The sequence below is a fragment of the Streptomyces regalis genome (assembly GCF_001509475.1).
GTDB lineage: Bacteria > Actinomycetota > Actinomycetes > Streptomycetales > Streptomycetaceae > Streptomyces > Streptomyces regalis.
The window spans coordinates 1-26556 of sequence record NZ_LLZG01000396.1; the positions used below are offsets into that span (position 1 = coordinate 1).

22 protein-coding genes and 1 tRNA gene are annotated in these 26556 nt (G+C 72.3%); 8 read left to right on the plus strand and 15 right to left on the minus strand.

All coding sequences use genetic code 11. The features are described from left to right. Positions 1-142: 142 nt before the first annotated feature. From ADL12_RS41990 to ADL12_RS42005, 4 genes are all read right to left on the minus strand, one after another. The gene (locus tag ADL12_RS41990) at positions 143-1201 is read right to left on the minus strand and encodes a class I SAM-dependent methyltransferase (protein ID WP_062713347.1); all 1059 of its coding nucleotides are present in this window, start codon (positions 1199-1201) and stop codon (positions 143-145) included. Beyond that, positions 1198-2418, minus strand: coding sequence for a glycosyltransferase family 4 protein (locus tag ADL12_RS41995; RefSeq protein WP_208614728.1), 1221 nt, complete (start codon positions 2416-2418; stop codon positions 1198-1200). The genes ADL12_RS41990 and ADL12_RS41995 overlap by 4 nt, the downstream gene beginning before the upstream one ends. Further along, positions 2415-2813, minus strand: a complete 399-nt coding sequence (locus tag ADL12_RS42000) for a 6-pyruvoyl trahydropterin synthase family protein (RefSeq protein ID WP_031475993.1) — start codon at positions 2811-2813, stop codon at positions 2415-2417. Before ADL12_RS42000 ends, ADL12_RS41995 begins: the two co-directional genes overlap by 4 nt. A gap of 152 nt (positions 2814-2965) precedes the next feature. Next, positions 2966-3949, minus strand: coding sequence for a zinc-dependent alcohol dehydrogenase (locus ADL12_RS42005; protein ID WP_062713349.1), 984 nt, complete (start codon positions 3947-3949; stop codon positions 2966-2968). A 108-nt stretch (positions 3950-4057) separates the two neighbouring features. Here ADL12_RS42005 and ADL12_RS42010 point away from each other — a divergent pair, with 108 nt between their 5' ends. Further along, on the plus strand, positions 4058-4816 hold the full coding sequence (locus tag ADL12_RS42010; RefSeq protein ID WP_062713351.1) for a CDP-alcohol phosphatidyltransferase family protein: 759 nt from the start codon (positions 4058-4060) through the stop codon (positions 4814-4816). A 3-nt stretch (positions 4817-4819) separates the two neighbouring features. On the opposite strand, the gene ADL12_RS42015 is transcribed toward ADL12_RS42010, so the two are convergent. The 5 genes from ADL12_RS42015 to ADL12_RS42035 form a co-directional block, all read right to left on the minus strand. Further along, positions 4820-5257, minus strand: coding sequence for a GNAT family N-acetyltransferase (locus ADL12_RS42015; protein WP_062713353.1), 438 nt, complete (start codon positions 5255-5257; stop codon positions 4820-4822). A 445-nt stretch (positions 5258-5702) separates the two neighbouring features. Continuing rightward, complete coding sequence (locus ADL12_RS42020) at positions 5703-6929, minus strand: MDR family MFS transporter (RefSeq protein WP_062713362.1); 1227 nt, start codon at positions 6927-6929, stop codon at positions 5703-5705. Beyond that, the gene (locus tag ADL12_RS42025) at positions 6926-8725 is read right to left on the minus strand and encodes an ABC transporter permease subunit (RefSeq protein WP_062713364.1); all 1800 of its coding nucleotides are present in this window, start codon (positions 8723-8725) and stop codon (positions 6926-6928) included. The genes ADL12_RS42020 and ADL12_RS42025 overlap by 4 nt, the downstream gene beginning before the upstream one ends. A 3-nt stretch (positions 8726-8728) precedes the next feature. Further along, on the minus strand, positions 8729-10234 hold the full coding sequence (locus tag ADL12_RS42030) for an ABC transporter substrate-binding protein (protein WP_062713366.1): 1506 nt from the start codon (positions 10232-10234) through the stop codon (positions 8729-8731). 3 nt (positions 10235-10237) lie between these two features. Further along, positions 10238-10774 (minus strand): GNAT family N-acetyltransferase, encoded by a 537-nt coding sequence (locus ADL12_RS42035; RefSeq protein ID WP_062713368.1) that lies wholly within the window; start codon positions 10772-10774, stop codon positions 10238-10240. 182 nt (positions 10775-10956) lie between these two features. Here ADL12_RS42035 and ADL12_RS42040 point away from each other — a divergent pair, with 182 nt between their 5' ends. Beyond that, positions 10957-11904, plus strand: coding sequence for an ATP-binding protein (locus ADL12_RS42040; protein ID WP_062713370.1), 948 nt, complete (start codon positions 10957-10959; stop codon positions 11902-11904). A 56-nt stretch (positions 11905-11960) separates the two neighbouring features. Then, positions 11961-12353 carry an SCO5389 family protein gene (locus ADL12_RS42045; protein WP_062713372.1) on the plus strand — a complete coding sequence of 131 codons (393 nt, stop codon included), beginning with the start codon at positions 11961-11963 and terminating at the stop codon, positions 12351-12353. A 28-nt stretch (positions 12354-12381) separates the two neighbouring features. On the opposite strand, the gene ADL12_RS42050 is transcribed toward ADL12_RS42045, so the two are convergent. Next, positions 12382-12921: a hypothetical protein gene (locus ADL12_RS42050; RefSeq protein WP_062713374.1), complete on the minus strand. Its 540-nt coding sequence runs from the start codon at positions 12919-12921 to the stop codon at positions 12382-12384. Between the two features lie 212 nt (positions 12922-13133). Next, entirely contained in the window at positions 13134-15182 is a 2049-nt protein-coding gene (fusA, locus tag ADL12_RS42055) for an elongation factor G (protein WP_062713376.1), read from the minus strand. 528 nt (positions 15183-15710) lie between these two features. On the opposite strand from fusA, the gene ADL12_RS42065 reads away from it, so the two are divergent. The 5 genes from ADL12_RS42065 to ADL12_RS42080 all read left to right on the plus strand — a co-directional run bounded on the left by ADL12_RS42065 (position 15711) and on the right by ADL12_RS42080 (position 22835). After that, positions 15711-16166, plus strand: coding sequence for a MarR family winged helix-turn-helix transcriptional regulator (locus ADL12_RS42065; RefSeq protein ID WP_244188254.1), 456 nt, complete (start codon positions 15711-15713; stop codon positions 16164-16166). 270 nt (positions 16167-16436) lie between these two features. Beyond that, positions 16437-19049: a class III lanthionine synthetase LanKC gene (gene lanKC, locus ADL12_RS42070; RefSeq protein WP_062713381.1), complete on the plus strand. Its 2613-nt coding sequence runs from the start codon at positions 16437-16439 to the stop codon at positions 19047-19049. Between the two features lie 6 nt (positions 19050-19055). Beyond that, a complete protein-coding gene (locus tag ADL12_RS57400; RefSeq protein WP_107120165.1) occupies positions 19056-19169 on the plus strand; it encodes a SapB/AmfS family lanthipeptide in 114 nt (37 codons plus the stop codon). A 106-nt stretch (positions 19170-19275) separates the two neighbouring features. After that, complete coding sequence (locus tag ADL12_RS42075; protein WP_079052573.1) at positions 19276-21072, plus strand: ABC transporter ATP-binding protein; 1797 nt, start codon at positions 19276-19278, stop codon at positions 21070-21072. Next, on the plus strand, positions 21069-22835 hold the full coding sequence (locus ADL12_RS42080; protein WP_063806806.1) for an ATP-binding cassette domain-containing protein: 1767 nt from the start codon (positions 21069-21071) through the stop codon (positions 22833-22835). Before ADL12_RS42075 ends, ADL12_RS42080 begins: the two co-directional genes overlap by 4 nt. Positions 22836-22864: 29 nt before the next feature. Here ADL12_RS42080 and ADL12_RS42085 read toward each other — a convergent pair whose 3' ends face one another. The 4 genes from ADL12_RS42085 to sucD form a co-directional block, all read right to left on the minus strand. Beyond that, positions 22865-23470, minus strand: coding sequence for a response regulator transcription factor (locus ADL12_RS42085; RefSeq protein WP_062713405.1), 606 nt, complete (start codon positions 23468-23470; stop codon positions 22865-22867). A 207-nt stretch (positions 23471-23677) separates the two neighbouring features. Next, positions 23678-23762: transfer RNA gene (locus tag ADL12_RS42090), tRNA-Leu, on the minus strand. Positions 23763-23980: 218 nt separating this feature from the next. Next, positions 23981-25522: an aldehyde dehydrogenase family protein gene (locus ADL12_RS42095; RefSeq protein ID WP_062713383.1), complete on the minus strand. Its 1542-nt coding sequence runs from the start codon at positions 25520-25522 to the stop codon at positions 23981-23983. Between the two features lie 109 nt (positions 25523-25631). Continuing rightward, complete coding sequence (gene sucD, locus ADL12_RS42100) at positions 25632-26549, minus strand: succinate--CoA ligase subunit alpha (RefSeq protein WP_062713385.1); 918 nt, start codon at positions 26547-26549, stop codon at positions 25632-25634. Between the last annotated feature and the right edge of the window lie 7 nt (positions 26550-26556).

Genomic DNA, 26556 nt, shown 5'->3' on the forward strand with positions numbered 1-26556 from the left:
GCCGAGGGCGTGGTGGTGAGTCGGGCGGCGGAGGGCGCCTCGGGGAGGGCGGGGACCGTGCTCACGGCCCATGCCTTCGCTCGCCGCTCTCGCGGCTCGGCGTCCCGTCGCGTGAAGCTCGCCTTCGCCACCGTCTCCACGCTCATGACGCTCCGCCCGTCGGCCGGCTCAGCGCCAGCAGGTCGCTGTGGTGGACCACGACGTGCAGCTCGCCCGCCTCACAGGCGGCGAGGCGGTCCCGCAGGTAGCGGTCGGCGCGCTCGCGGAGTTCGGGGCGTTGCTCGACCGCCGCGCCGACCCAGCCGCGCAGCCACTGGGCCGTGAGCGCCGACTCGCCGGGGCCGAGACGCCAGGGGCTCGGGTGCACCTGGACGGTCGCGCCGTGCTCGGAGAAGGCCTCGGCCGCTGCCGTGATCGCGTCCGGGCCCAGCAGACCCGAGCGCCGCTGGTGGGCGTTGAACGCCTCGGCGATCTCCGTGTCCAGCGGGTCGGACGGGGTGAGTTCGACGCGGCCGGCGACGGAGAGCGTCAGCAGCGCCGGGCAGCCCGCGCCCGCACAGGCGGCGGCGAGGGTGTCGACCTCCTCGCGGGTGAGGACGTCGAGCAGTGCGGAGGCCGTCACCAGCGAGGCGCCGGCGAGGGCGTCCGGGGTGAGACGGCCGACGTCGCCGCGGCGCGTCTCGACCGTGACACGGCTGCCGTCGGCGGAGGAGCGCGGGGACGCCACGGCGGCGAAGTGCAGGAGGTACGGGTCGCGGTCATGCAGGACCCAGTGCTGGGAACCGTCGAGGTGGGGCGCGAGCCAACGGCCCATGGAGCCGGTGCCGCAGCCCACGTCGTGGATGACCAGTCCGGCCCGTCCCGGCAGGTTGGCCAGCCGGATCCGCAGGGGGTCGAGCAGGTCGTGCGCCCGCGCGGCGGCATCGACGCCTTCCCGCAGCTCCAGCCACTCGGGGGCATAGCGGGGCGGGTCGTCAGGACCGGCCTCCCGCAGCCGTACGGTGGCTTGCTCACCGGGACGGAAGCTGGGCCCGGCCCCGAGAATCACGGCGTCCGCGTCAGCCGCCGCCGGTACGGGCGCCGGTACGGACCCACCGCTCATGTCGCCCTCCACCGAAACGATCCCCGATTCCGCGGAGTCCCGCGGTCCCGGCTGTGCCGGAATCGTCCCCCCGCTCGGTGTCGTTGCCGTCTTCCTCATGCCGCCCTCCGGGGTTCGTTCGGCAGTCGGCCCAGAACCGCGGCCAGGCTGCGGGCCGTGCCGGCCCAGCCGTTCAGGGCTGCCCGGCGTCCCCGGGCCGCCGCCTTCAGTCGGCGTCGTACGTCCGCCTCGCCGAACCAGCCGCGCAGTTCGGCGGCGATCGCGGCGGGGTTCTCCGGCGGGACGAGGATGCCGGGGACGCCGCCGTCGGGCGCCCGGCCGACCGCCTCCGGCAGTCCGCCGACGTCCGTGGCGAGCACGGGGATACCGCGTGCGAGCGCTTCCGTCACCGCCATGCCGTACGTCTCGGCGTAGGAGGTGAGGACCATGAGGTCGGCGGCGTTGTAGCTGGCGTCGAGTTCGGCACCGGCCTGCGGGCCCGCCAGGATCAGTCGGTCCTCGATGCCGTGCTTCCCTATCAGGGACCGCAGATCGGCCACGTACTCGGGATCCTGGTTGAGTCCGCCCACGCACACACAGCTCCACGGCAGGTCGGTCACCGCCGCCAGCGCCTCCACCAGCCGGTGCTGTCCCTTGCGCGGCGTCACGGCGGCCACGCACAGCAGCCGCGAGACGCCGTCCGTGCCGGACGCGAGGGGCGCGATGTCGGCGCCGGGGGCGGCGACATGGACGCGCTCGGGGGCGAGGCCGTGGTGGGCGACGAGGCGGCGGACCGCCCAGTCGCTGGTGGCGATGACCGCGGGGACGGCGCGCAGCACGGTGCGTTCCCGGGCGTCCAGCTCCGCGGCGACGGCGGGGGCCAGCCCCGTCTCGTCACCGAGCGGCAGGTGGACGAGGACCGCGAGACGCAGCCGCTCCGCCTCCGGGACGATGATCTCGGGTACGCCACAGGCGACCAGCCCGTCGAGGAGGACGACCGTACCGTCCGGAAACTCCCGCAGCGTACGGGCGAGTTCCGCACGGGCCGCCGCCCCGGGGCTGGGCCAGCTCCCGTCCACCGCGTGCTTGTGGACCTGCCAGCCGAAGCCGGGCAGATCCAGACTCACCCGCCGGTCATAGGCGTTGCCGCCGCTCGGCGCGGCCGGATCGTCGACGCCGCCCGGCATGACGAAGTGCACGGAGCGCAGGGACATGGGGATGATCTCGGCGTTCTTCAGGACGGGGTGCTGCACGGGCACATAGCCGAGCGCGACCTTCTCCGTCTTGTCCAGGCCCGTCTTCTGCAGAGCCGTCTTCTCCAGGGTCACGTCGGTCACAGCGCACGCTCGTAACTCGCCCATGCGACATGCGACTCGTGCAGGGTGACGGTGAGACCCGCGAGCCCCTTCGCGCCCTCGCCCAGCGCGCCCTTCTCGATCCGCTCGGCGAGCCGGTCGGCGATGACCTTGGCCAGGAACTCGGTGGACGTGTTGATCCCGGCGAAGTCGGGTTCGTTGTCCAGGTTCCGGTAGTTCAGTTCGCCGACGACGGCGCCCAGTTCCCGCGTGGCCAGTCCGATGTCGACGACGATGTTGTCGTCGTCCAGCTGCTCGCGCCGGAACGTGGCGTCCACCAGGAACGTCGCTCCGTGGAGGCGCTGCGCGGGTCCGAAGACCTCGCCGCGGAAGCTGTGGGCGATCATGATGTGATCGCGGACGGTGATGCTGAACAACGGACGACCCTCCAGGTGCGGTGCGCTCCTCATCCCCGGCTCATCGCTGCCGGGGACGCCGTGTAGTACGGCTCTTCGCTTCCCGTTGTTCAGCCGTCTCTCACTCTTTTCTCAGGTCAGGCGCTCTTGTCGTCCTGGCTTGAGTGAGTGCGTCACGGCGTGTCCGCGTACCTGATGCGATGGCAGAGCGCCGGGATCTCCCCGGAGGCGAGCTTCGGCATGACCTCGGGCAGCTCCGCGAAGGCGCTCTCCCCGGTGACGAGCGCGTCGAGGGCCGGGTCGGCGAGCAGGTCGAGGGCGAGGGCGAGCCGGTCGGCGTACGTGCGGCTGGCGCGGCGCGCCGGGGAGACGGTGCCGACCTGGCTGCTGCGGATGACGAGCCGCCGGGAGTGGAAGGCCTCGCCGAGCGGCAGGCCGATCTGCCGGTCGCCGTACCAGCTGAGTTCGAGGACCGTGCCCTCGGCCCTGAGCAGTTCGAGCGACCGGGCGAGTCCCTGCTCGGTGGCGCTGGCGTGGACGACCAGGTCGCACTCGCCGAGCGCGTCCTCGGGCGAGGCGAAGGCGACGCCGAGGGCCTTGGCGACCTCGGCCCGGCCCGGATCGGCGTCGACCAACTGCAGTCGTACGCCCGGGAAGCGCGCCAGCAGGGCGGCGACCGAGCAGCCGACCATGCCGCCGCCGACCACGGCGATCCGGTCGCCGACCAGGGGCGCGGCGTCCCAGAGGGCGTTGACGGCGGTCTCGACGGTGCCGGCGAGGACGGCCCGTTCGGCGGGCACGGTGCCGGGTACGACGGTCACCGCGCTCGCGGGGACGACGTACCGCGTCTGATGCGGATGGAGACAGAAGACGGTACGGCCGACGAGCGTATCCGGACCCTCCTCCACCACCCCGACACTCAGATAGCCATACTTCACCGGGGCGGGGAACTCGCCCTCCTGGAACGGCGCCCGCATGGCCGCGTGCTGACTCTCCGGGACCCCGCCCCGGAACACGAGCGTCTCCGTGCCCCGGCTGACTCCGGAGTACAGCGACCGCACCAGCACGTCTGCCTCGCCCGGTTCCGGCAGGGTCACCTCCCGGATCTCTCCCTCACCCGGGGAGCTGAGCCAGAACGCACGTGCGGTGCGGTTCATCGGAATCCTCCTGAACGATCGGGAAGCTGTTCACGTACCGAGGTGTGCACAGGTCGCGCACAGTACGCGGCCTTGATCGACTCTGTCACCTGGCCGGAGGAATGTGCGGTGGCCCTGAACAACACTTACGACGCAAGGCTGGTCCAGCAGGAGACCGCCGTGGGAGCGGGCGTGCAGATCCTGTTGCTGGCCCTGCTCGGTTCGGCGATCGGCATGGGGCCGGCGGGCTGGCTGACCGGCCTCGTCTTCGCCATCGCCAGCTGGGCGCTGCTCTCACTGGCCCTGCACCGGTCCCGGCTCCGCTCCTTCGGCCCGGCCAACCGGGTCACCCTCGGCCGCGCGACACTGGTGGGCGGCGTCACGGCGCTGGTGGCGGACTCCTTTGAGAGCTCACCGCCGGTGACATTGTTCGTCGGACTGACGGCGGTCGCCCTGATCCTCGACGGCGTGGACGGCAAGGTGGCCCGCCGCACCGGCACCTCGACAGCGCTGGGCGCACGCTTCGACATGGAGGTGGACGCGTTCCTGATCCTCGTGTTGAGCGTGTACGTCTCGATGTCCCTGGGCCCCTGGGTCCTCCTCATCGGCGCCATGCGCTACGGCTTCGTCGCCGCCGCCCGTCTCTGGCCCTGGCTGAACGCCCCGCTCCCGCCGAGCACGGCCCGCAAGACGGTCGCCGCGATGCAGGGCGTGTTCCTGCTGCTGGCCGCGTCGGGTCTCCTGCCGTACGCGGCGACGTTCGCGGTCGCGGCAGTGGCCCTGGCCGCGCTGGTCTGGTCGTTCGGCCGGGACGTGCTGTGGCTGTACCGGACGTCGCGCGTGCAGCAGGTGCCCGTGGCGGAGGTGCGGGAGCTGGTGGCGTCCTGAGCGTCAGCCGTCGAGCGGCATCCGGTACACCGTCGACTCCCTCACCGCGAACCCCAGCCGCTCGTACAGCCTGTTCGCCGCGGCCCGGTCCGGCCGCGAGGTGAGGTCGACGGTCCGCGCCCCCGCCTCCCGCGCCAGCCGCACCGCCTCACGCATCAGCAGCCCGGCAACTCCGTGCCCGCGCGCGGCAGCGTCGACGACCACGTCCTCGATCCGAGCGCGCAGTCCCGAGGGCACGGGAAGCAGTGCGAGGGTCAGGGTGCCGACGATCTCGCCGTCCGCCCGCGCGACGAGCAGGGTGTTCGCGTCGCACCTCACGATGCGATCGAACGCCGCGAGATCGAGGGGCTCGGCGGTCCGCGACAACTGCGGCAGCAGTCGGCCGAAGGCGGCCACGAGTTCCGCGTTCGCCTCCCGAGCGATCTCCACCTGAACGTCCATGCCGTGGACCCTACCGGGGGTAGTTGCGGTGGGATGCCTGCGGCGGCCTGTGCGGGTGGGGTGGGGTCTCACGTAGCGCCTGCGGGTGCGTTGTGGGGCGGGGCCGCGCCGGGGGGTGTCCCCCCTCCGACACGTCCCCTTCCCGCCGTACGCGACTGCAGGCCCGTGGCGGCGCGCGCTTCGACGCGTGGTGAGCTCGCCTCTCGGCGCCGGCCGGCAACAGCCAGCCCGTCTGGGGGTGCCCCCTCTGGGGGAGTTTGAGGACGAAGCCCGCGCGCCGCAGAGCCGACCCAGCTGCGGGCAGTCGTGCCGCTGGGGCGGCTCCCGACCCACAGAAGGGCGGCACCCGCCGGCGCCGGGCCGCGCGACCCACCCCCGCCCAGCGACGACGCCGAGCACCCTCCCACCCGTTCGCGGCAACGCCGTCGCACGGGTACACCGGCCCCTATCTGCGCGGCAGCAGGGCTATCGCCGCAATCGGTACGGCCGCCAGCACCAGCCAGGGCACGGCCGCCGGCAGGCCGGTGTCGAGGAGAGTTCCCGTCGCCGAGCTGCCGACCAGGACGATCAGGCCGGAGACCGAGGACAGCGCGCCGGTGTAGAGGCCGAGTCGGCCCTCCTCGGCGAGGTCGGGGATCCAGGCGCGGGCGACGGGTGCGACGAGCATCTGGCCGAGGGTGAGCAGGACGACGAAGCCCGCCGCGGGCAACAGACCTGCCGTGCCCGTCCAGTCGGCGGGCCGGGCGGCGGCCACGACCGCGAACCCCGCCGAGATCAGCAGCAGTCCGGCCACCATGGACCGGCGCAGGGTGAGCCGCTCCCCCACCCACCGGGTGACCGGCAGCTGGGCGATCACCACCAGCAGCGAGGACAGGGCGAACAGCCAGGCCAGCGCCGCCTGGGAGCCCGTGGCGCGCTCCACCTCGTCGGGAAGGGCGAGGTAGAGCTGGTTGTAGGCGAGCAGGTAGGCGCCGTACGCGCAGCACAGGGCGAGGAAGCGGCGGTTGCGCAGCAGCTTCCCCGTGCCGCCACGGAACCGGACGCCTCCCCGCCCGGGTATGTGCTGCGGCAGCAGCCACGCGTGCCCGGCGAGGACGAGGACGAAGATTGCGGCGCCGGCGAGGCAGACCGTGCGGAAGTCCACCGCCAGCAGCAGCGCGCCCAGCAGCGGCCCGACGAACGCGCCCGCCTGCCCGGCCACGGTCAGCAGCGCGAGGACGCGGGTACGGGAACCGGCCCCCGACTCCTCCCACAGCACCGCCTGCCGGGCCACCTCGGACTCCACGGCCGGCGAGAACAGCGCGGCGGCGAACCCGATCAGCAGCACGGCGCCGATGACCGCCCACGTCTCCTGCGCGTACCCGAGCCACGCGAACCCGGCGATCCGCAGGACGCAGCCCGTGAGCACGACCGGCCGGATGCCGTACCGGTCGGCCAGCGCGCCGCCCACCACGAACAGCCCCTGCTGGCTGAACGTCCGCAGCCCCAGCACGAACCCGACCAGCCAGCCCGCCATGCCGACGGCCTGCCCCAGGTGCTCGGCGAGGAAGGGCAGGACGGCGAAGAAGCCGATGTTGAAGGCGAGTTGGGTGAGGATGAGCAGGCGGAGGAGGGGCGAGAGGCGGGGGCGGTCCGGCGCCTTGCGCAGGCCGCGCGACAGCAGCATGGTCATCCGGTCTTCACCAACTCCTGGGTGGCTGGGTGCTGTTCGGGCAAGGGCACGACGGGCTCGGTCCTCCGCCGCCGGCGCCGCCGCCCGCGCCGTACGCCACCGGCCGCCGTCACCGCCAGCGCGCCCAGCAGGGCGAGTACGGCGGCGGGGGCGAGGACGGCCCAGGGGGCGCGCTCGGCGTAGGGCTGGTTCTCGGCGAGGAGCAGGCCCCACTCCGGCGAGGGCGGCTGGGCGCCCAGGCCGAGGAAGGCCAGCGAGGCGAGCGCGAGGGCGATGCCGGGCAGGCGGAGCAGGGCGTGGCGGGTGACGGGCGGGACGATGGCGGGGAGCAGTTCGTGACGCAGGAGGAAGCACGGGCCGGCGCCCAGGGCGCGGGTGGCTGTCAGGTGGAGGGCGGCACGTTCCTGCCGTAGCAGCGCGGAGGTGTGGGCGGCGAGCGGCGCCCAGGCGACGGCGGCCACGGCGAGCGCGGGCGTGGCGGTGCCGCTGCCGACGATCGCGGTGACGAGCAGGGCGACGAGGACCGGCGGCAGCGCGGTGACGGTGTCGACGAGCGGGCCGGTCAGGCGGGGCAGCAGGCCGAGCGCCACTCCGGTGAGCAGGGTGACGGCGGTGATCGCGAGGGCGAGCAGCAGGGTGTCGAGGGCACCGTGGGCGACGCGGGCGAGGACGTCCCTGCCGAGCGCGTCGGTGCCGAACGGGTGCGCCGGGGAAGGGGACGCGAGTCGCTCGGCGGTGTCGAGGGCCAGCGGGTCGCGGGGCAGTCCGAGGGCGATGACGCCGGCGAGCAGGCCGGCGTAGGCGAACGGCAGGATCGTGTGGGCGGACGGCGACCGTCGGTGCAGGGACGGCAGGGCGCCGTCGCGCAGAGCCGGTCCGATCAGCAGGCGGGTGAGGACGTGGGCCAGTCCGGCGGCGGCCGCGGCGAGCAGGACGAGGGCGAGCGTGCCGGCCTGGAGGACGGGCAGGTCCTGGGCGAGGGCGGCCTGGAGGGTGGTGCGGCCCAGGCCGGGGATGTCGAAGATCTGCTCTACGGTGACCGAGCCGCCGGTCAGTCCTACGACGAACAGGCCGGTGTTGGGCAGCAGTCCGGGCAGACAGCGGCGCAGGGCCTGGCGGGCGACGGTACGGCCCGGCAGTCCGCGTGCGGTGGCGGCCAGAGCCCAGGGCTCGGCGAAGGCGCCGGGCAGCAGGTCGTCGAGGAGGCGGCCGAGGACGGCCCCGGCGGGCAGGCCGAGCGCGAGTGCGGGCAGCACGGTCCACTGGGGGCCGTACCAGCCGAGTGCGGGCAGCCAGCCCCACTGCACGCCGACGACGGTGGCGAGCACGGACGCGGTGAGGAACTCGGGCAGTGCGGCGAGGACGGCGGAGCCGCTGCCTCCCGCGCGCCGCCCGTCGAGCCGCCGGTGGGCGCCGAGCCACAGGGTGCGGGCGCAGATCAGTGCGGCGGTGACGACGGCGACCGCGAGGGCCACCGCCATCAGCAGCAGGGACACGCCCAGGGCCTGGAGCACGGCGGGCGTGACCTCGCTGCCGGAGATCCACGACCGGCCGGCGTCCCCGCGCCACAGCCCGCCCAGCCAGTCACCGAGGAGGTGGAACGGGCCTTGTTCCAGGCCGAGTTGGGCGCGGATGTCCGCCAGCACCTCGGGGGTGGGGTCGCGGTCCGCCGACCGGGCCTTGAGCACGGTGAGCGCCGGGTCGGTGTGCGAGAGCCAGGGCAGCACGCCGATGGCGCACACCAGGGCGGCCGCGATCCCCGCACGCCACAGAAGCGTGACTGCCTGGCGCCGCACGGGTCAGCGCCGGGTGCCGACGCCGACGAGGGTGCGCTCGTACGGGTCGAGGAGCGCGCCGCGGACCGAGGCCGCGACGCCGGTGATGATGCGCTGGTGCACCAGCGGTACGACGGCGTCCGTGCCGAGGATGCGTGCCTCGGCGGCCATCGCCGCATCCTGCCGCTCGGCGGTGTCAGCGGTGCCCTCCGCCTTGGCCACAGCCCGGTCGACGTCCTTGTCGCACAGCTGGGCGATGTTGTAGCCGCCGTCGCATGTGTAGTCACTGGCGAGGACGGAGACGGGGTCGCCGGTGTCGACGAGGGTGTTGCGGGCGAGCACGAACGCGTCGAACCTGCCGTCCAGCGCGTCGCTCTCCAGCCGCGAGTACTCGCGCACCTCCAGCGTGACCTCGAACCCGGCCTTCTCCAGCTGCTGCTTCAGCACCTGGGCGGCTTCCGGGAGTTCGGGCCGGTTGTCGTAGGTGGCGAGCGTGATGCGAGTTCCCTCCGGCTTCCCGGGCTCCGCCCGCCCGACCGGCTCGGTGCGCTTGCCCGCGGCCCAGGTGACAGCGGGCCCGTAGATGCCGGCGCCGGCATCGGCGTATCCCTCATAGACACCGTTGGCGAACGCGGAGGTGTCGACGGCCCGACGAGCGGCGGCCCGCAGCGCGGCGTCCTTGAAGGCGCCCTTCTCGGTGTTGAGGAGCAGGCTCGTGGTGCGGGTCGTGGCGGTCACCTCGCGGGTGGCCTTGTCGAGGGTGGCGGCCTGGGCGACGGGGATCGCCTCGGCGAGGTCGACCTGGTCGGTGCGCAGGGCGCTCGCGCGGGCGGTGCCGTCGGGGACGAACTTGACGTCGATGCCGGTGGCCTGGGCGCGGCCGCCCCAGTAGTCGTCGTAGCGGTCGAGGGTGGCGGCGGTGGCGCCCATGACCTTGGTGAGTTCGAAGGGTCCGGTGGCGGTGCCGACCGGGTCGACCTTGTCCTGCGTGCCGTACGCCTTGCCGGAGAAGACGGCGAGGGCAGGGCTGGTCAGGCGCAGCGGCAGGACGGGGTCGGGGTCCTCGGTGGTGATCCGTACGCCGGTGCTGCCCTCGGCCTTCGCGGTGAGGGTGACGCCGGAGAGGGCGGCCGGGACGGGCTTGGCCTGCGTGGCGTGGGTGAGGGCGGTGGCGACCGCGGCCGGGGTGACGGCGGAACCGTCCTGGAAGGTGGCCTCGCGCAGGGTGAACAGCCAGGTGCGGTCGTTCTCCTGCTGCCAGAAGGCGGCGAGGGCGGGCGCGGCGGTGCCGTTGGCGTCCAGCGCGGTCAGGCCCTCGGTGACGCCGAGGCGGCTGAGGATGGTGGAGTCGGCACCGTACGGCGAGAGGTTCTCGGCGGGCGGGAAGGCGAGGGCGACGCGGAGGCGGGAGCCGTCCTGGGCGTCGCCCGCGGCGTCGGTGCCGCCGCCGGAGGCGAAGCAGCCGGCGAGGACGGGGGCCAGCGCAAGGGCGATGAGCGGTCGCAGTCGGCGCCGCACGTTCTGTCCCACGGTCTATCGCTCCATCGGTATCTCGAAGTGGACGACGCCGTTGCTGCCGTCCGGTTCCTCACGTTCGTCGTGCACGACCTTGCCGAGCGAACGCCAGAAGCCCTCGGCGCCGGGCACCTTCGGGTCGGTGTGCAGATAGACGGCTCGGTAGCCGCCGTCCGCGACCGCGAAGGCGAGCAGCTCGTCGACGAGCCGCCGGGCGAGGCCGCGCCTGCGATGTTCGGGACGGACGTAGACCCGGCGCAGCTGCGCGGTCTCGCCGCAGGGGTAGCGCTCGGCGAGGTGGCGAGGGTTCGGCGGGTGGGCCGGGCCGCGGGCGTCGAGGGCGGCCGTGGCCACGACACCTCCGTCGCGCGGGTCGAGTGCGACGAGGAGGGTGTGGCGGGGCGGGGCGAGATAGGCAGTGGCCGGGTCGATGATGTCCGCGTGCCAGCGGGGCACATAGCCGGTGCCGAAGTCGCGGTAGACGGTGTCGAGCATCAGGGCTCGCGCACCGTCGAGGTCGTCCGGGCTCGCCACCCTGATGCTGTAGTCACGCACTTGCACATCATATGCATTAAGCGCGATGCCTGATCACGACCACCCCCGCATCGCACCCAACCCCCTTGTGCGCCAGGCGATTTGACAGTGATCACGAGCCGCCGACAACCTAGCCACATGACATCCATTTTCAACAAGGGTATCCTGAGGGCTGCCCTGACCGCGAAAGCGGGCTCCTGCTGATGCGTATCGCATTCGTCGGCAAGGGCGGCAGCGGCAAGACCACCCTGTCGGCGCTCTTCTCCCGCCACCTCGCCCGCGCCGGCGCACCCGTACTGGCCATCGACGGCGACATCAACCAGCACCTCCCCGAGGCGCTGGGACACGACGGCGACGCCCTGGACGCCCCGCCCCTCGGCGCCCACCTGGGGGACATCAAGGAGTTCCTGCGCGGTACGAACCCGCGCATCCCGTCCGCCGACGCCATGATCAAGACCACCCCGCCCGGCGGAGGCTCACGCCTGCTGACCCTGCTCGGCGACGACGAACTGCACGCGCGGCACGTCCGGCGCGTCGGTGACGTGCCGCTGATGGTGACGGGCGAGTTCGACGAGAGCGACCTCGGGGTGGCCTGCTACCACTCCAAACTCGGCGCGGTCGAGCTCTACCTCGGGCACCTGGTCGACGGCCCCGGCGAGTACGTCGTGGTCGACATGACGGCAGGCGCGGACGCCTTCGCGTCGGGCCTGTTCACCCGCTTCGACATGACCTTCCTGGTCGCGGAACCGACCCGCAAGGGCGTCTCGGTCTACCGCCAGTACCGGGACCACGCCCGGGAGTTCGGGATCCGCATCGCGGTCATCGGCAACAAGGTGACGGGCGAGGACGACCTGCTCTTCCTGAAGGAGGAGGTCGGCGACGACCTCCTCACCCACCTGGTCCACTCCTCCTGGGTCCGCGCGGCCGAACAGGGCCGTGAGCAGGGCGAGTTGGAGTCCCACAACGTCCACGCCCTGAACGTCCTGCGCGAGGCGGTCGACGCCCACCCCAAGGACTGGCCGACGATGCACCGCCATGCCGTCGAGTTCCATCTGCGCAACGCGCGCGCGTGGGCGGACGACAGGACGGGCCATGACCTGGCCTCTCAGGTGGACCCGGAGTTCGTGCCCGGCACGACGGCACTGACCTGACGACGACGTACCCCCCAGCACCACACATCGCCACCACCGAACAGGAACACACGCACATGTCTCTCGACGTCTCCCCGAAGCTCCTCGCCGAAGCCGAACACGGTGACATCCGCGAGGAGGACTTCGTGGACACGGTCCGCACCTCGCTGCCGTACGCCTACGACCTGATCGCCTCCCTCGCCGAGGAACTCAAGGGCGGCACGGCCGAGTTCACCGACAACCAGACCCCTCCCCCGTCCGAGAAGGAGCGCGGCCAGCTCCTGCGCGCCCTCGCCAGCGACGCGATCCGCGGCAGCCTGGAGCGCCACTTCGGGGTGGCCCTCGCCTTCCAGAACTGCCACCGGGTGGCGGCGTTCCGGGCGGAGGGCCGGGACGGGGAGACGTATGCGCGGTTCACTTCGGTGCGGTCGCAGGTGCTGAACCAGTCGCCGGAGTTCAGGGACTGCTGAACCGACGCACCCACACGCATGGCACGGTCTACTCGACGCCGGTCGCGTCGAGTAGACGAACCAGATCTTCGCGGCTGTAGCCGAGGAGTGAGGCACGATGAGCGGCCATCAGGAGCAGGTGGGCCACGATCGTCGCCCCGTATCCGTCCTTTCCGTCGCCGAACCACTCGTCAGGCTTCTCGATACCGAGGCTGTTCATCACCAGCCCGTGCTGCCGACGGATCTCGGCAACGGTGTCGGCCACAGCCTCCAACAGCGTGCCTCCGGGACGCTCGCACTCGAGGGCGAAGGAGCCCCAGTCGACGGGGGCACACCCGTCCGGCGGGTTCTCACGCAGGCTCGCGTACCGCTCGTGGCTGAAGCCTCCGTGGCCGAACCAGTCGTCCACCAGGGCGAACCGGTGGTATCCGGGCGGCACGGGAGGCGGCGGGGGCGTGTAGTCCCACCCGGCGTCTTCGTACAGGCGCCGCTTGACCTCTTCCTCGTCGGTGTCCGTCACGGTGAAGCCCGTATCGGTGTTGCGGCCGGTAGTCGTCCCGTCGAGGTTTCGCCGGAAGGACAAGCTCATGTGTACCTCTTCGTCTGCGCTGAGTGGTGACCGCCAACGGTGGTTCCCCGGAAGACCGTAGGGGCTGGGGAACCACAGAGCGCGACGGGTGAGGAGCACGTCATCCCCACGCGTGACGATCCCGATCGGGGCAGCCCCTCCCGCATGCGCGGGAGGGGCTGCCCGTGGACGGCGGAGGGCGCTGTCCTCCCGAAGGGACGGGCCCTGCCGCCCTACCGCGACGCCGTCGCCACCGGCGCCGCCGCATACCCGGTCGGCCGGGCCGTGAACGTCCCCCGCCCCTGCGTCCGGCTCCGCAACCGCGTCGCGTAGCCGAACAGTTCGGCCAGCGGCACGGTCGCCGTCACGACCGCCGCGCCCGCGCGCGTGGTCGAGCCGGTCACGCGGCCCCGTCGTGCCGCGAGGTCGCCGAGGACCCCGCCGACCGCGTCCTCGGGCACGGTGACCGTGACCTCGACGACCGGCTCCAGGAGGACCATCGCGCAGGCGCGCAGGGCATCTCGGAGACCGAGTCGGCCGGCCGTGCGGAAGGCCGTGTCGGAGGAGTCCTTCACATGGGTCGAGCCGTCGGTGAGGGTGACGCGCAGTCCGGTCACCGGATGGCCGCCCAGCGGGCCTTCGGCGAGGGCGTCCCGGCAGCCGGCCTCGACGGCGCGCACGTACTCCTGCGGCACACGACCGCCGACGACGGCCGAGCGGAACTCGAAGCCGGACCCGGTCTCCGCCGGCTCCACGTCGAGGACGACATGCGCGAACTGCCCCGCCCCGCCATCCTGTTTGACGTGCCGGAAGACGAAGCCGGACACCCCGCGGCCGACCGTCTCCCGGTAGGACACCCGGGGGCGGCCGACGTTGACGTCCAGCCCGACCTCCCGCCGGATCTTCTCCACCGCGACCTCCAAGTGCAGTTCACCCATGCCGGACAGCACCGTCTGGCCGGTCTCGGCGTCGGTCCGCACGACCAGTGACGGGTCCTCCTCGGCCAGCCGTGCCAGCGCGGAGGCCAGCCGGTCGGTGTCGGTGGACGTGCGGGCCTCGACCGCCACGGACACCACCGGGTCGGCCACGCTCGGCGGTTCGAGGACGAGTGGGGCGTCCGGCGCGCACAGGGTGGAGCCCGGGCGAGCCGACTTCAGGCCGACCACGGCCACGATGTCTCCGGCGACCGCCCGGTCCACCTGGGCGTGGCGGTCGGCCTGGACCCGCAGGATCCGCCCGATCCGCTCACTGCGCCGCGCACCCGCGTCGAACACCGTGTCTCCCTTCTCGATCGTTCCCGAGTACAGGCGCAGGTAGGTGAGCCGCCCTGTCGACGTGGCACTCACCTTGAACGCCAGCGCCGCCAACGGCGCCGACGGGTCCGCGGGCCGGTCCTCCTCCACCCCGTCGCGCAGGCCGCGTACGGCCGGTACGTCGAGCGGCGAGGGAAGATACGCCACGACCGCGTCGAGCAACGGCTCGATACCGCGGTTGCGGTAGGCCGAGCCGCACAGCACGACGACACCATCGCCGCTGGTCGTCAGGGAGCGCAGGGCAGCGCCGAGAGTCTCCGGCGAGAGCGTCGACCGCGCGCAGAACTCCTCCAGCGCGCCGGCGTGCAGTTCGGCCACCGCCTCCTCCAGAAGCCGCCGACGCCGGTCCGCCTCCGCCTGGAGATCCTCCGGCATCCGCTCTTCCACGACCGTCTCGGCGCCGTCGGCCCACACCAGCGCCCGCATCCGTACGAGGTCCACGACACCGCGGAAGCCGTCCTCCGTTCCGATGGGCAACTGCACGACCAGCGGCGCCGGATGCAGCCGTTCCCGGATCGACGCCACGGCCGTGTCGAGGTCGGCGCCTGCACGGTCCAGCTTGTTGACGAAGGCGATTCTCGGCACGCCGTGCCGCTCGGCCTGCCGCCATACCGACTCGCTCTGCGGCTCGACCCCGGCCACGGCGTCGAACACCGCGACCGCGCCGTCGAGGACGCGCAGCGAACGCTCCACCTCGTCGGCGAAGTCGACGTGACCGGGCGTGTCGATGAGGTTGATCCGGTGACCGTCCCAGGCGCAGCTCACGGCTGCGGCGAAAATGGTGATCCCGCGATCGCGCTCCTGCGGGTCGAAGTCGGTGACAGTGGTGCCGTCGTGGACCTCGCCGCGCTTGTGCGTGGTCCCGGTGGCGTACAGGATCCGCTCGGTGACGGTGGTCTTTCCTGCGTCGACGTGGGCGAGGATGCCGAGGTTGCGGACGGCAGTGAGGGTGTGGAGGTTGGTGCGCACGGCCCTTGGCCTTTCGGATGATCCGGAAACGGAAACGGGTCAGCGCGATTCCCGGACGACACGCAGGCGCGCACGCGAACATGACCCTGCCGCCCCGTCAGAAGGGTGCTATGGCAGGCGTGTTGGCGTACGTTGACGTACTCAGGCGCTCTCAGATGGTCGTCGCGGGCATCCGATGCCGGCCGCGCAGCGGGCACCGGGCGGACGAGGACACGAGGATCACCACGTACCGGCAGGGGGAGACGACGACAGCGGTGCGGTCACGCACGGCCCGGCTCCCCTCGACTCGTCACGACGACGCGCCGCCGAGCGGTGGGCGGCGCGTGATGGCGTGGTGAGTCTAGGGAGCCGGGCCAGGTTCAAGCACGTGATTTTCCTGCCGCTGAGGACAGGCACTGCTACGCGTCGTCGTCGATGGTGATGGCGGCCGCGGGGCAGACGGCCGCCGCCTCGCGGGTGGCGGCGTGCAGGTCCGCCGCGGAAGAGCGCATCGAGCGAGAGTTGCTGATCCTCACCCGCCACAGGGAGATGAGGGCGCCCCGGGGCCCGCGCGGCGGGGACCCGCTGGACCAGAGCGCCTACGTGCTCCTCACCAGGCTCGAGGCCCAGGGACCGATGTCCATCCCGGACTTCGTCGAGGCGTTCGGACTGGCGGCGTCGACGTTCACCCGGCAGACCTCCGCCCTCCTGCGCAACGGTCTGGTGGAGCGGACGCTCGACCCGGACGGCGGAGTGGCCCGCAAGTTCCGCATCACCGAGGGAGGCCTCAGGCTCCTCACGGAACAGCGCGAGGGAATCGTCACCGGCCTGTCCACGGTCGTGTCCGACTGGACGCCCGAGCGGCTGGACCGGTTCATCACCGACCTACGGCAGTTCAACACCGACATCGAGCGCATCACCGGCCGCCCTTGGCCGAGGACCGCGAACGACACGGACCACGCGGACCCGACCGCACTGAGCGCGGCGGCGCCCGACCACGACTGACGAGGTCGGACGCCACCCGGCGTTTCCGGTCAGGAGTCGGTAGAGCAGCTCTATGGAGTGTGCGATTCGCACAGGCCGGCCATGCGAATCCCACACTCTTCCGGTGACAGACGAACGATGTTTCGTGGTCACCTGTTCTGCCATCGTGGTAGGTGATAGGCGCCGGTCAGGCGGTCCGAGTCAGTACATTTTGCCTGCCCCCGCGCTCCCGCCCCGTCGCGCGGCGAGGCACCGCTGAGTAAGGAGAGCACCCCCGACTGGAGGCTTTCCGTGGACAAGCGGTACGAGGTGTACTGCCTCACTCACCCGCATTTCTACGACACGCCGTCCCACGGCCGGACGCGTGGCCGCTTTTGTCAGACTCTGCGTCGGCCCCCCGCATCGTGGACGCGCGAGGAACTCGGCGACTGGGTGGTCTACCGTCCCGTCGACACGACGCTCCCGCCACAGGGATGGAAGATCCACGTCTCGGCGTGCCTGGACAACGCGCAGACGATCCTGGACGTGGTGTGGGACTACTGCGCCCCGCGCCGTATCGCCTTCAAGTTCCTCCCGGCGAAGGAGGCCCTGTTCCTCACCAACGCGAAATACGCCCACCGCGGGTCCAGCGGGAAGTTCGTGACCGTCTACCCCGTGGACGAGGCCCAGTGTGAGCGCGTGCTCACCGAGCTGGGCGCCCTCCTCGACGGCCAGGCGGGACCGTACATCCTCAGCGACCTGCGCTGGGGAAACGGTCCGCTCTACGTTCGGTACGGGGCCTTCTCCGGCCGGTACTGCATGTCGGCCGACGGTGAGGTGGAGCAGGCGGTGGAGGATCCTTCCGGGCGTCTGGTGCCCGATGTGCGCGGACCGACCTTCCAGGTGCCGGAGTGGGTGCGGCTGCCCGCGTTCCTCGAACCCCACCTCGCCGAGAGCCGGCGCACCACCGTCGCCGACCTGCCGTACCGGATCGAGAAGGCGCTGCACTTCTCCAATGGCGGCGGACTGTACGCCGGTGTGGACACGCGCACACAGGAACACGTCGTACTCAAAGAGGCCCGGCCCCACGCGGGGCTCACACCGGACGGGGCGGACGCCGTCGCCCGGCTGACGCATGAGCGGGAAGCCCTGGAACGGCTGAGCGGCCTGCCCTGCGTCCCCGCGCTCCGTGATCACTTCGAACTGGGCGGTCACCACTTCCTCGTCGAGGAGTTCATCGAGGGGACGCCCCTGCACACGCTGATCGTCAAGCGCTGGCCGCTCACCGCGCTCGACCCCGACCCGGCCGCCTTCGCCGACTACACCACCTGGGCCCTCGACATGCTCCGGCAAGTGGAGGACGCGGTCGCGGAAGTCCACAAGCGGGGCATGGTGATCGGGGACGTGCACGCGTACAACGTCCTGGTCCGCCCCGACGGCAGGGTGGCACTGATCGACTTCGAGGGCGCGTCGGACGTGGCGCTCGCCCGGCACCAGGTCCTCGCGGCCCCGGGCTTCGTCGCGCCGAGGGAGGCCACCGGATTCGACATCGACCGATACGCGTTGGCCTGCTTGAGAATCTCCCTGTTCATGCCGCTGACCAGCCTCATCGAACTGGACCGCAGCAAGGCCGGACAGCTCGCCAGGGAAGCCACGCGGCTGTTCCCCGTCCCCGCCCGGTTCCTCGACGAGGCCGTCCGCACGGTCACCGGAAACGGTGGGACGGCCGCCGGGGCGGACGACGAACCTCGGCTGGAACCCGACCACTCCGGCTGGCTGCGCGCCCGGCACTCGATCGTCGCCGCCATCCTGGCCGCCGCCACACCGGAGCGGCAGGACCGGCTCTTCCCCGGCGACATCGAGCAGTTCACCGTCACGGGTGGCGGTCTCGACCTGGCCCACGGCGCGGCAGGCGTGCTGTACGCGCTGGACGTGACGGGCGCCGGACGCCATCCCGACCACGAGGAGTGGCTGATCCGGCACGCCCTTGTCCCGGATTCCGGCACCCGCCTCGGCCTCTACGACGGTCTGCACGGCGTCGCGTTCGTCCTGGAACACCTCGGGCACCACGAGGAGGCCGTCAAGGTCCTCGACATGTGCCTGGGCGAACGCTGGGAGACCCTGGCACTCGACCTCAAGGGCGGCCTGCCCGGCATCGGGCTCAACCTGTTGCACTTCGCGACGACCACTGGCGACGCCACCTGCCGTGACGCCGCGTGCCGCGTGGCGGAAGTCGTCGCCGACCGCCTGGGGCCGGCCGACGGCGTGCCGCAGACCAGCGGCGGCGTCCACCCGAGAGCCGGGCTGATGTACGGATCGTCCGGGCCCGCCCTGCTGTTCCTGCGCCTGTACGAGCACAGCGGTGATCCGGCACTCCTCGACCTGGCCGCCACCGCGCTGCGCCAGGACCTGCGTCGCTGCGTCGTGCGCGAGGAGGGGGCGATGGAGGTGAACGAGGGCTGGCGCACCATGCCCTATCTCGCCGACGGCAGCGTGGGCATCGGCATGGTCCTCGAGGACTACCTGGCCCACCGCGCGGACGGGGAGTTCTCGGACGCCGCCGACGCGATCCGCAAGGCTGCCAGGGCGTCGTTCTACATCGAACCCGGGCTCTTCGACGGCGTCGCCGGGATGATCCTCCACCTCAGCCGCGCACACCCGCCCGGCACGGCCGCCGAGCGGGAGCCCGTGATCGCGGACCACATACGCCGCTTGGCCCGCCACGCCTGCCTACTCGACGGCCGACTGGCCTTCCCCGGCGAGCAGTTGATGCGGCTGTCCATGGACCTGGCCACCGGAGGCGCGGGCATCCTCATCGCCCTTGGCTCCGTATTCCGCTCCCCGCCCACCGGACTGCCGTTCCTGACATCGAACCTGACCGCTCCTGACTTCCCCGTCCCCACACGAGTACGAGAGAGGAGGTGAGGACATATGTCGCTCCTCGAACTACAGGGCCTGACCATCGAGTCGGAGACCGGATACCACCGTCCGCCGGGCAGCCGGGCAAGCAAGGCCTGCAGCGGGCTCAGCGTCATCTTCTGCTAGGAGATCGGCCTCTCACCGCTATGGCGGGGGCACTCCAACGTGCCCCCGCCCTCTTCGGGGTCTTGCCGCCCCTCTCCCTGGAACCGTACGACGACGGGAGCAGCCGGTGGACCGACGCGCGGCGGACCGTCTCCTACTGACGGCGGTCCGGCGAGGCGGTGCGTGGGGCGGGGCCCAGGCCGCCGCGTCCCTGCTGCTCGCAGGGACCTACGTGCTCCTTCCGGCCGTCATGGGCCGCAGCGTCGACGCCGTGCTCGGGCGCGGCGACACCGGACTGTGGCTGACCCTGTCCGCCGTCACGGTCGCCCTGCTGGTGGTCTGCGACACCGCGGACGACTACGCGGGCGCCGTGGCCAACGCCCGGTGCACGGCATGGCTGCGGCACACCCTGCTCGGCCATGTCCTCGACCTGGGCGCCCTCGCCGCCCGCCGGCACACCCCCGGCGACCTGGTGGCCCGCCTGGTGGGCAATACCGCCCGGGCCGGCAGCGCCCCCTCGGGTCTGGTGTGGGCAGTGACCGAACTGCTCCCCCCGGTCGGGGCCGTGGTGGCCCTGGCCCTCATCGACCCGTGGCTGTGTCTCACCTTCGTGGCCGGACTGCCACTGGTCGCCCTGGTGGTCCGGGCCTTCGTCCGCGACGTCTCCGACCTCAACGACCGCTACTTCGCCGTGCAGGGCCGCATCGCCTCCCGGCTCGTCGACGCCCTCACCGGCATCCGCACCATCACGGCCGCCGGGACCACGACCCGCGAGGCCGAGCGGGTACTCGGGCCGCTGCCCGAACTGCACCGCCACGGCCTCGGCATGTGGCGCGCGTACGCCCGGGTCTCCGCACGGGACGCGGTGATCGTCCCCCTGTTGGAGGTCGCCGTGCTGGCTGTGGCCGGACTGGGGCTCGTCCAGGGCCGCATCACACCGGGTCAGATGCTCGCCGCGAGCGGGTACGTGGTCCTGGCCACCGGGGTGAGTTCGCTGGTGACCTCGATGAACCGGCTGGCCTTCGCACGCGCCACCGCGGGGCGGATCGCCGAGGTGCTGGGCGAGCCCACGGGCGCGTACGGCGGCGCGCGCCTGCCCCGCGGGGGTGGCGGGCGGCTGGAGTTTCGCGGGGTCACGGTACGCACCGCCGAGGGCGACGCCGCGCTGGACGGCGTCGACCTGGACCTGCCGGCGGGCGCGCTGACCGCCGTCGTAGGACGCTCGGGATCCGGCAAGTCCCTGCTGGCCGCGCTGGCCGGTCGGCTGGCCGACCCGGACGAGGGCGAGGTACGGCTCGACGGAGTGCCGCTGTACGACGTGGACCGCGCGGAGCTGCGGCGCGCCGTCGCCTACGGCTTCGAACGCCCGGTGCTGCTGGGCGAGACCTTCACCGACGCGATCGGATTCGGGCCGCGCACACCTGGGGGTGCGGAGATCCGCGCGGGGGCCGTCGCGGCACGCGCCGACGCCTTCATCCGGACCATGCCCGAGGGCTACGGCACCCTGCTCACCGGTGCGCCACTGTCCGGCGGCGAGAACCAGCGCATCGGCCTGGCACGCGCGTTCGTCCAGTCCGCACCGCATGGCCGCCTCCTGGTCCTGGACGACGTGGCGGCCAGCCTCGACACCGTCACCGAACACCACATCAGCCAGGCCCTGACCGGCACCGGGCCCCTCGCCGGCCGGGCCCGACTCGTCGTGACCCACCGCGCCTCCACGGCCGCCGGCGCGCACCTCGTGGTCTGGCTGGACGCAGGCCGGGTGCGCGGGGTCGGGACGCATCGGGACCTGTGGGCGGAAGACGGGTATCGGGCGGTGTTCCAGCCGGATTCGGAGGGTGACGGGGAGGCGCGTTCGGAGCCGGATCAGCACCCGGACCTGCATACGCAACCGGCACCGGAATACGACGGAGGCGTGTGGTGAGCCCGCGGCCCGGGGCGCTGCTGCGTTCCACGCTGCGCACACGGCGCCGGGAGTTCGTACGACTCACCGGCTGGTCGCTGGTCGAGGCCGTCCCCGCGCTGCTGTCCGGCTGGCTGGTCGCCCGCGCCGTCGACGACGGCTTCCTCGCCGACCGCACCGCCGAGGGCCTCGGCTGGCTCGGCCTGCTGGCCTGCGCGGTCCTCGTCGGCGCCTGGGGCACCCGGCAGGCCACACTCCAACTGGCCGGAGTCGTCGAGCCGTTCCGCGACGACCTGGTCACGCTCGTCACCACCGGCACACTGCACCGCTCCGCCCGCGTCGGGCAGAGCGCCGACACGGCGGGCGTGGCACGGCTGACCGAACAGGTGGAGATCGCTCGCGAGTCGTACGGAGCGGTCGTGCTGTTCGTACAGAGCTTCGTGGTCACGGCGGTGAGCGTGCTGCTCGGGCTCGCCGCGCTGGATCCGGCCCTCCTGCTCTTCGTCGTACCGCCCCTGGCGGCCGGGCTCGCCCTCTTCCTCATGGCCCTGCGGGCGATGGCGGCCCGGCAGCGGGCGGTCGTCCTCGCCGACGAGGCCATCGCCGAGCAGGTGTCCACGGTGGCCGGCGGACTGCGGGACGTGACGGCGTGCGGCGCCGAGGCGACGGTACGCCGTCGCGCCGGCGCCCGTATCGACGAAGCGGCGAGCGCGGCCCGCGCCCTGGCCGGCCTCACCGCGTTGCGCACCGCCGCGCTCGGTGTCGGTGGCTGGCTGCCGATCGTGCTCATCCTGGCCGGTGCGCCCTGGCTGGTGCGGGACGGGGTGACGGCCGGCGCGATCCTGGGCGCGCTGACCTACGTCGCGCAGGGCCTGCAACCGGCGCTGCGTGGCTTCGTCCAGGGGCTCGGGGGCAGCGGGCTGTGGCTGCTGGTCACACTCGGCCGGATCCTGGAGGCCGCCGACCCGGGGGCGGCGGGGGCGGCGCCGCCCCGAGCCGCAACCCCACCGCCGACAGCAACGGCACAAACGCCGGGCGGCACACTTCCCCGGGACGGCCGTGTCGAGTTGCACGGCGTCACCTTCGGCTACGCCCCCTCCGCGGAACCCGTCGTCCGGGATCTCGACCTGTCCCTCGCGTCGGGCACCCACCTGGCGGTCGTCGGCCCCAGCGGCGCGGGCAAGTCCACGCTCACCGCGCTCATCGCCGGGGTGCTCGAACCGCAGGTCGGCCAGGTGGACCTGGGCGGTGTCCCGGTCCGCGCCCTGGACCTCGACCGACTCTCCCGGTCCCGCGTGCTGATCCCGCAGGAGGCGTACGTCGTCGCCGGCACCCTGCGCGAGAACCTCGCCTATCTGCACCCGGCGGCCACCTCGCCCGACCTCGACGCCGCGGTCCGCGCCATCGGCGCGGGCGCACTCGTCGAACGCCTCGGTGGCTACGACGCGCAGGTGGACCCGGCCCTGCTGTCCGCCGGTGAGCGCCAGCTGATCGCCCTCGTCCGCGCCCTGTTGCCGCCCGCCCCGCTGGTCCTGCTGGACGAGGCCACCTGCCACCTCGACCCGGCCGCCGAGGCGGTCGCCGAACGGGCCTTCGCCGGCCGCCCGGCCACCCTGATCGTCTGCGCCCACCGGATCAGCTCCGCTTCGCGTGCCGACCTCGTCCTCGTCATGGACGGCCCGCGTTGCCGCCTCGGCACCCACGACCAGCTGCTGGCCGACTGCGCCCTGTACCGCGATCTGATCGGCCACTGGGACCAGATGGCGACCGACGTCCGACGCTGATACGTGCGCGGACGCGCCAGCAATCCCACCTACAGCCAGCCCGACTCCCGGGCGATCCGGATCGCGTCGATGCGGTTGCGCGCCCCGGCCTTCCTGGAGACCGCGTTCAGGTGGTTGCGGACCGTTCCCACGGACAGTGACAGCCGGTCGGCGATCTCACCCGTGGGCGTGCCGTCCGCCGCCAGCCGCAGCACCTCGAGCTCCCTCCCGGTCAGCGGATTCTCCTCCGAGGAGAGCGCCAGCACTGCCAGGGCCGGGTCGATGAACCGTTCGCCCGCCGCCACCCTGCGGACCCCCTGGGGCAGGATGTCGCAGGGGCTGTTCCTGCCGATGAGGCCCGCGACGCGACGCGCCAGCGCCCGCCGCAGATACTCGGGGGTCGCCGACCCGACGACCAGCAGGGTCCGGCACTCCGGCAGCCGGGTGGCCAGCTCCTGGGAGGTACCCAGGGCCCGGTCCTCATCACCGTCGATGTCGATGACGACCACGTCGGGCCGGTACGACAGCGCCTGCACGACCGTCTGGCTGTGCTCCGGCGACGCCGGGACCACCTCGATGTCCTTCTCACGTGCGAGCAGGGCGGCGAGTGCCCCGCGCACCAGGTCTGCCTCCTCGACGAGAAGAACACGGATCAACATCGCTCCTACCCGGCCGGACGCGGCCTCCATGACGCAGCACGCCCCGGACACTCCGACGCGCCTTACGAAGTATCTCCACCTGTCGACCTAATTGCCGGGAGCCGCCCCGTCATGCCGTACGGCGACCGGCACACAAAACAGCTCATGCGGACCGAGGTAACCCTCGATCCGTATGAGCTGGAAGTGATCTGTTGATCTGTTCTGTGTCCGAGGGGGGACTTGAACCCCCACGCCCGATAAAGGGCACTAGCACCTCAAGCTAGCGCGTCTGCCATTCCGCCACCCGGACTAGGTGTCTGCCGCCTTGCCGGGGGCCTTCCCGGCGGCGACATGGACAACAATACCAAGGTTTCGGAGTGCCTTTCACCTGCATATCCGTCCGCCTGACGGCCGAAGCGAGCCTAGACGGGAGGCTCTTCGAGGGGCTTCACCTCACGTGATCCCATGGTCACGTACGGGTGAGATCGGCCGGTGGCGCCCCTGCGCAGCGGGCGCCACCGGGTGCCGTCACGACATGAGGTGGTAGTCCGGGAAGTTCCCGGGCAGCCGCTCCCCCGCCGGCCCCTGCGTCACCGCACGCACCAGCAGCTCGCCGCCGACGAACGCGCCGCGCCAGGACGCGCCGAAGCCGCCGAACAGCTCGTCGCGGTCGCCTCGGGAGCGCGGTGTGCCGTGGCCGACCTTGAACGCGCGGATCTGCGGGGCCAGACGGTCGTATGTCGCCCGGTCGTCCGTGGACAGCGTGGCGACGAGCGCGCCGTTGGACGCGTTCATCGCCGCCAGCAGCTCTGCCTCCGTGTCGACCAGGACGATCGTGTCGACCGGGCCGAATGGCTCCGCGTGGTGGAGCGGAGAGGACGGGGGCGGGTTCAGCAGCGTGACCGGCTGGACGTACGCCGAGGTGTCCTGGCCGGGCAGGAAGCGGGCCTCGGTCGGCTTGCCCCGGTGCAGCGGGACGGCGCCGCGGTCGATCGCCTCGGCGACCTGGTCCTGGAGTTCTTTCGCCTTGGCGGCGTTGATCAACGGCCCGAAGTCCAGCTGCGGGTACGGGGCGTCCCGCTTGTCGACCGCCAGGGGGTGACCGACCCTCAGCGTGCGTACCGCAGGGAGGTATGCGGCCAGGAACTCGTCGAACAGCTCACGCTGGACGACGAAGCGCGGGTACGCCGTGCAGCGCTGCTTGCCGTAGTCGAAGAGCTTGGGGATGACCGCCGTGAGCGCGTCCCAGTCCGTGTAGTTCCAGATGCCCCAGGTGTTGAGTCCTTCCTGTTCGAGTACGTGTCGTTTGCCGAGGTCGGCGACGGCCGTGGCCACCGCGGCGCCGGTGTCGCGGCCGCCGACGAAGGAGACGCAGCCGATCTCGGGCGCCCGCACCAGCGCCTGGGACAGCTCGCCTCCGCTGCCGCTGACGAGGGTGACGGGAATTCCCTCGCGGGCGGCGAGCGCGCAGGCCAGGGTCAGACAGGCGACACCGCCGTCGGTCGGGGTCTTGGCGATGACCGCATTGCCTGCCAGTGCTTGTACCAACACTGCGTGAACGAGCACGCTCATCGGGTAGTTCCAGCTCGCGATGTTGGATACCGGACCGTCCAGCGGGGCCCGGCCCGCGACCATCGGCTCGATGCCGTCGACGTACCAGCGCACGCCGTCGATGGCCCGGTCGACGTCCGCCCGGGCGAGCCGCCAGGGCTTGCCGATCTCCCAGACGAGGAGCAGCGCGAGCAGCTCCCGGTGCTGGGTCAGGGCGTCGAGGGTGGCCGCGACGCGGGCCCGGCGCTCCTCCAGCGGGATGTGCCGCCAGGCGCGGTGCTGGTCGAGCGAGGCGCGTACGGCCTGGTGGGCGGTGGCGGGGTCCAGGCGCGGCGGGCCGGCGATCGGGCTGCCGTCGACGGGGCTCGTGGCGGGCAGGGCCCGGCCGTCCGCCTGCCAGGTGGAGTTCCAGAGGTTGAGGACACGGTCGTCCCGGAACGCCTCGGGGGCGACGGTGAGGCAGCGCTGCCAGGCCTCGGCCCAGGAGGTGCCTGATTTGAGGGTGAGGGTGGTTGCCATCGGGTCTCCGCTCTCGGTGCACAGTCGGGGGCGGTCGTACATGGCCAGGGCGGAAGCTAGCGAGGCGCAGTGACTCCCGAAAGCAACCTCGCGTCAACCGTGAGTGACATCACGCGTGTGCTTCCAGGCGTTCCAGCACCAGGCGCGCGGTCTCGGTCGGCGTACTGCCAACTCCCACCCCTACGGCCTCCAGCGCCTCCTTCTTCGCCGCAGCCGTACCGGACGAGCCGGACACGATCGCGCCCGCGTGCCCCATCGTCTTGCCCTCGGGTGCGGTGAACCCGGCGATGTAGCCGACGACCGGCTTGGTGACGTGGTCGCGGATGTACGCGGCCGCGCGCTCCTCGGCGTCGCCGCCGATCTCCCCGATGAGGACGATGAGTTCGGTGTCGGGGTCGTTCTGGAAGGCCGCCAGGCAGTCGATGTGGGTCGTGCCGACGACCGGGTCGCCGCCGATGCCGACGCAGGTCGAGAAGCCGATGTCGCGGAGCTCGTACATGAGTTGGTAGGTGAGCGTGCCGGACTTGGAGACCAGTCCGATGCGGCCGGGTTTGGTGATGTCGGGCGGAATGATGCCCGCGTTGGACTGGCCGGGGGTGATCAGACCGGGGCAGTTGGGGCCGATGATGCGGGTGCCGCGCGCCTTCGCGTACGAGGTGAAGGCGACGGAGTCGTGGACCGGGATGCCCTCCGTGATCACGACGGCGAGTCCGATGCCGGCATCGGCGGCCTCGACGACGGCCGCCTTGGCGAAGGCGGGCGGCACGAAGACGACGGTCACGTCGGCGCCGGTGGCGCGTATGCCGTCGGCGACCGAGCCGAAGACGGGGACGGCCATGGGGGTACCTCCCAGGCCCTTAAGGCACTGGGGGACGTCGAAGTCGACGGTGCGGCCGGCCTTGCGCGGGTTGACGCCGCCGACGACGTTCGTGCCGGCGGCGAGCATGCGCCGGGTGTGCTTCATGCCCTCGCCGCCGGTCATGCCCTGGACGAGGACCTTGCTCTCCTTGGTGAGGTAGATGGCCATGTCGTCA

Bases quoted from the DNA above. Each gene is read 5' to 3' on its own strand.
- ADL12_RS42005 (WP_062713349.1), bottom strand. From the start codon at position 3,949: ATGAACCGCACCGCACGTGCGTTCTGGCTCAGCTCCCCGGGTGAGGGA.
- ADL12_RS42040 (WP_062713370.1), top strand. From the start codon at position 10,957: ATGCGTATCGCATTCGTCGGCAAGGGCGGCAGCGGCAAGACCACCCTG.
- sucD (WP_062713385.1), bottom strand. From the start codon at position 26,549: ATGGCCATCTACCTCACCAAGGAGAGCAAGGTCCTCGTCCAGGGCATG.
- ADL12_RS42015 (WP_062713353.1), bottom strand. From the start codon at position 5,257: ATGGACGTTCAGGTGGAGATCGCTCGGGAGGCGAACGCGGAACTCGTG.
- ADL12_RS42050 (WP_062713374.1), bottom strand. From the start codon at position 12,921: ATGAGCTTGTCCTTCCGGCGAAACCTCGACGGGACGACTACCGGCCGC.
- ADL12_RS42065 (WP_244188254.1), top strand. From the start codon at position 15,711: ATGAGGGCGCCCCGGGGCCCGCGCGGCGGGGACCCGCTGGACCAGAGC.
- ADL12_RS42020 (WP_062713362.1), bottom strand. From the start codon at position 6,929: ATGACCATGCTGCTGTCGCGCGGCCTGCGCAAGGCGCCGGACCGCCCC.
- ADL12_RS42095 (WP_062713383.1), bottom strand. From the start codon at position 25,522: ATGGCAACCACCCTCACCCTCAAATCAGGCACCTCCTGGGCCGAGGCC.
- ADL12_RS57400 (WP_107120165.1), top strand. From the start codon at position 19,056: ATGTCGCTCCTCGAACTACAGGGCCTGACCATCGAGTCGGAGACCGGA.
- ADL12_RS42045 (WP_062713372.1), top strand. From the start codon at position 11,961: ATGTCTCTCGACGTCTCCCCGAAGCTCCTCGCCGAAGCCGAACACGGT.
- ADL12_RS41990 (WP_062713347.1), bottom strand. From the start codon at position 1,201: ATGAGGAAGACGGCAACGACACCGAGCGGGGGGACGATTCCGGCACAG.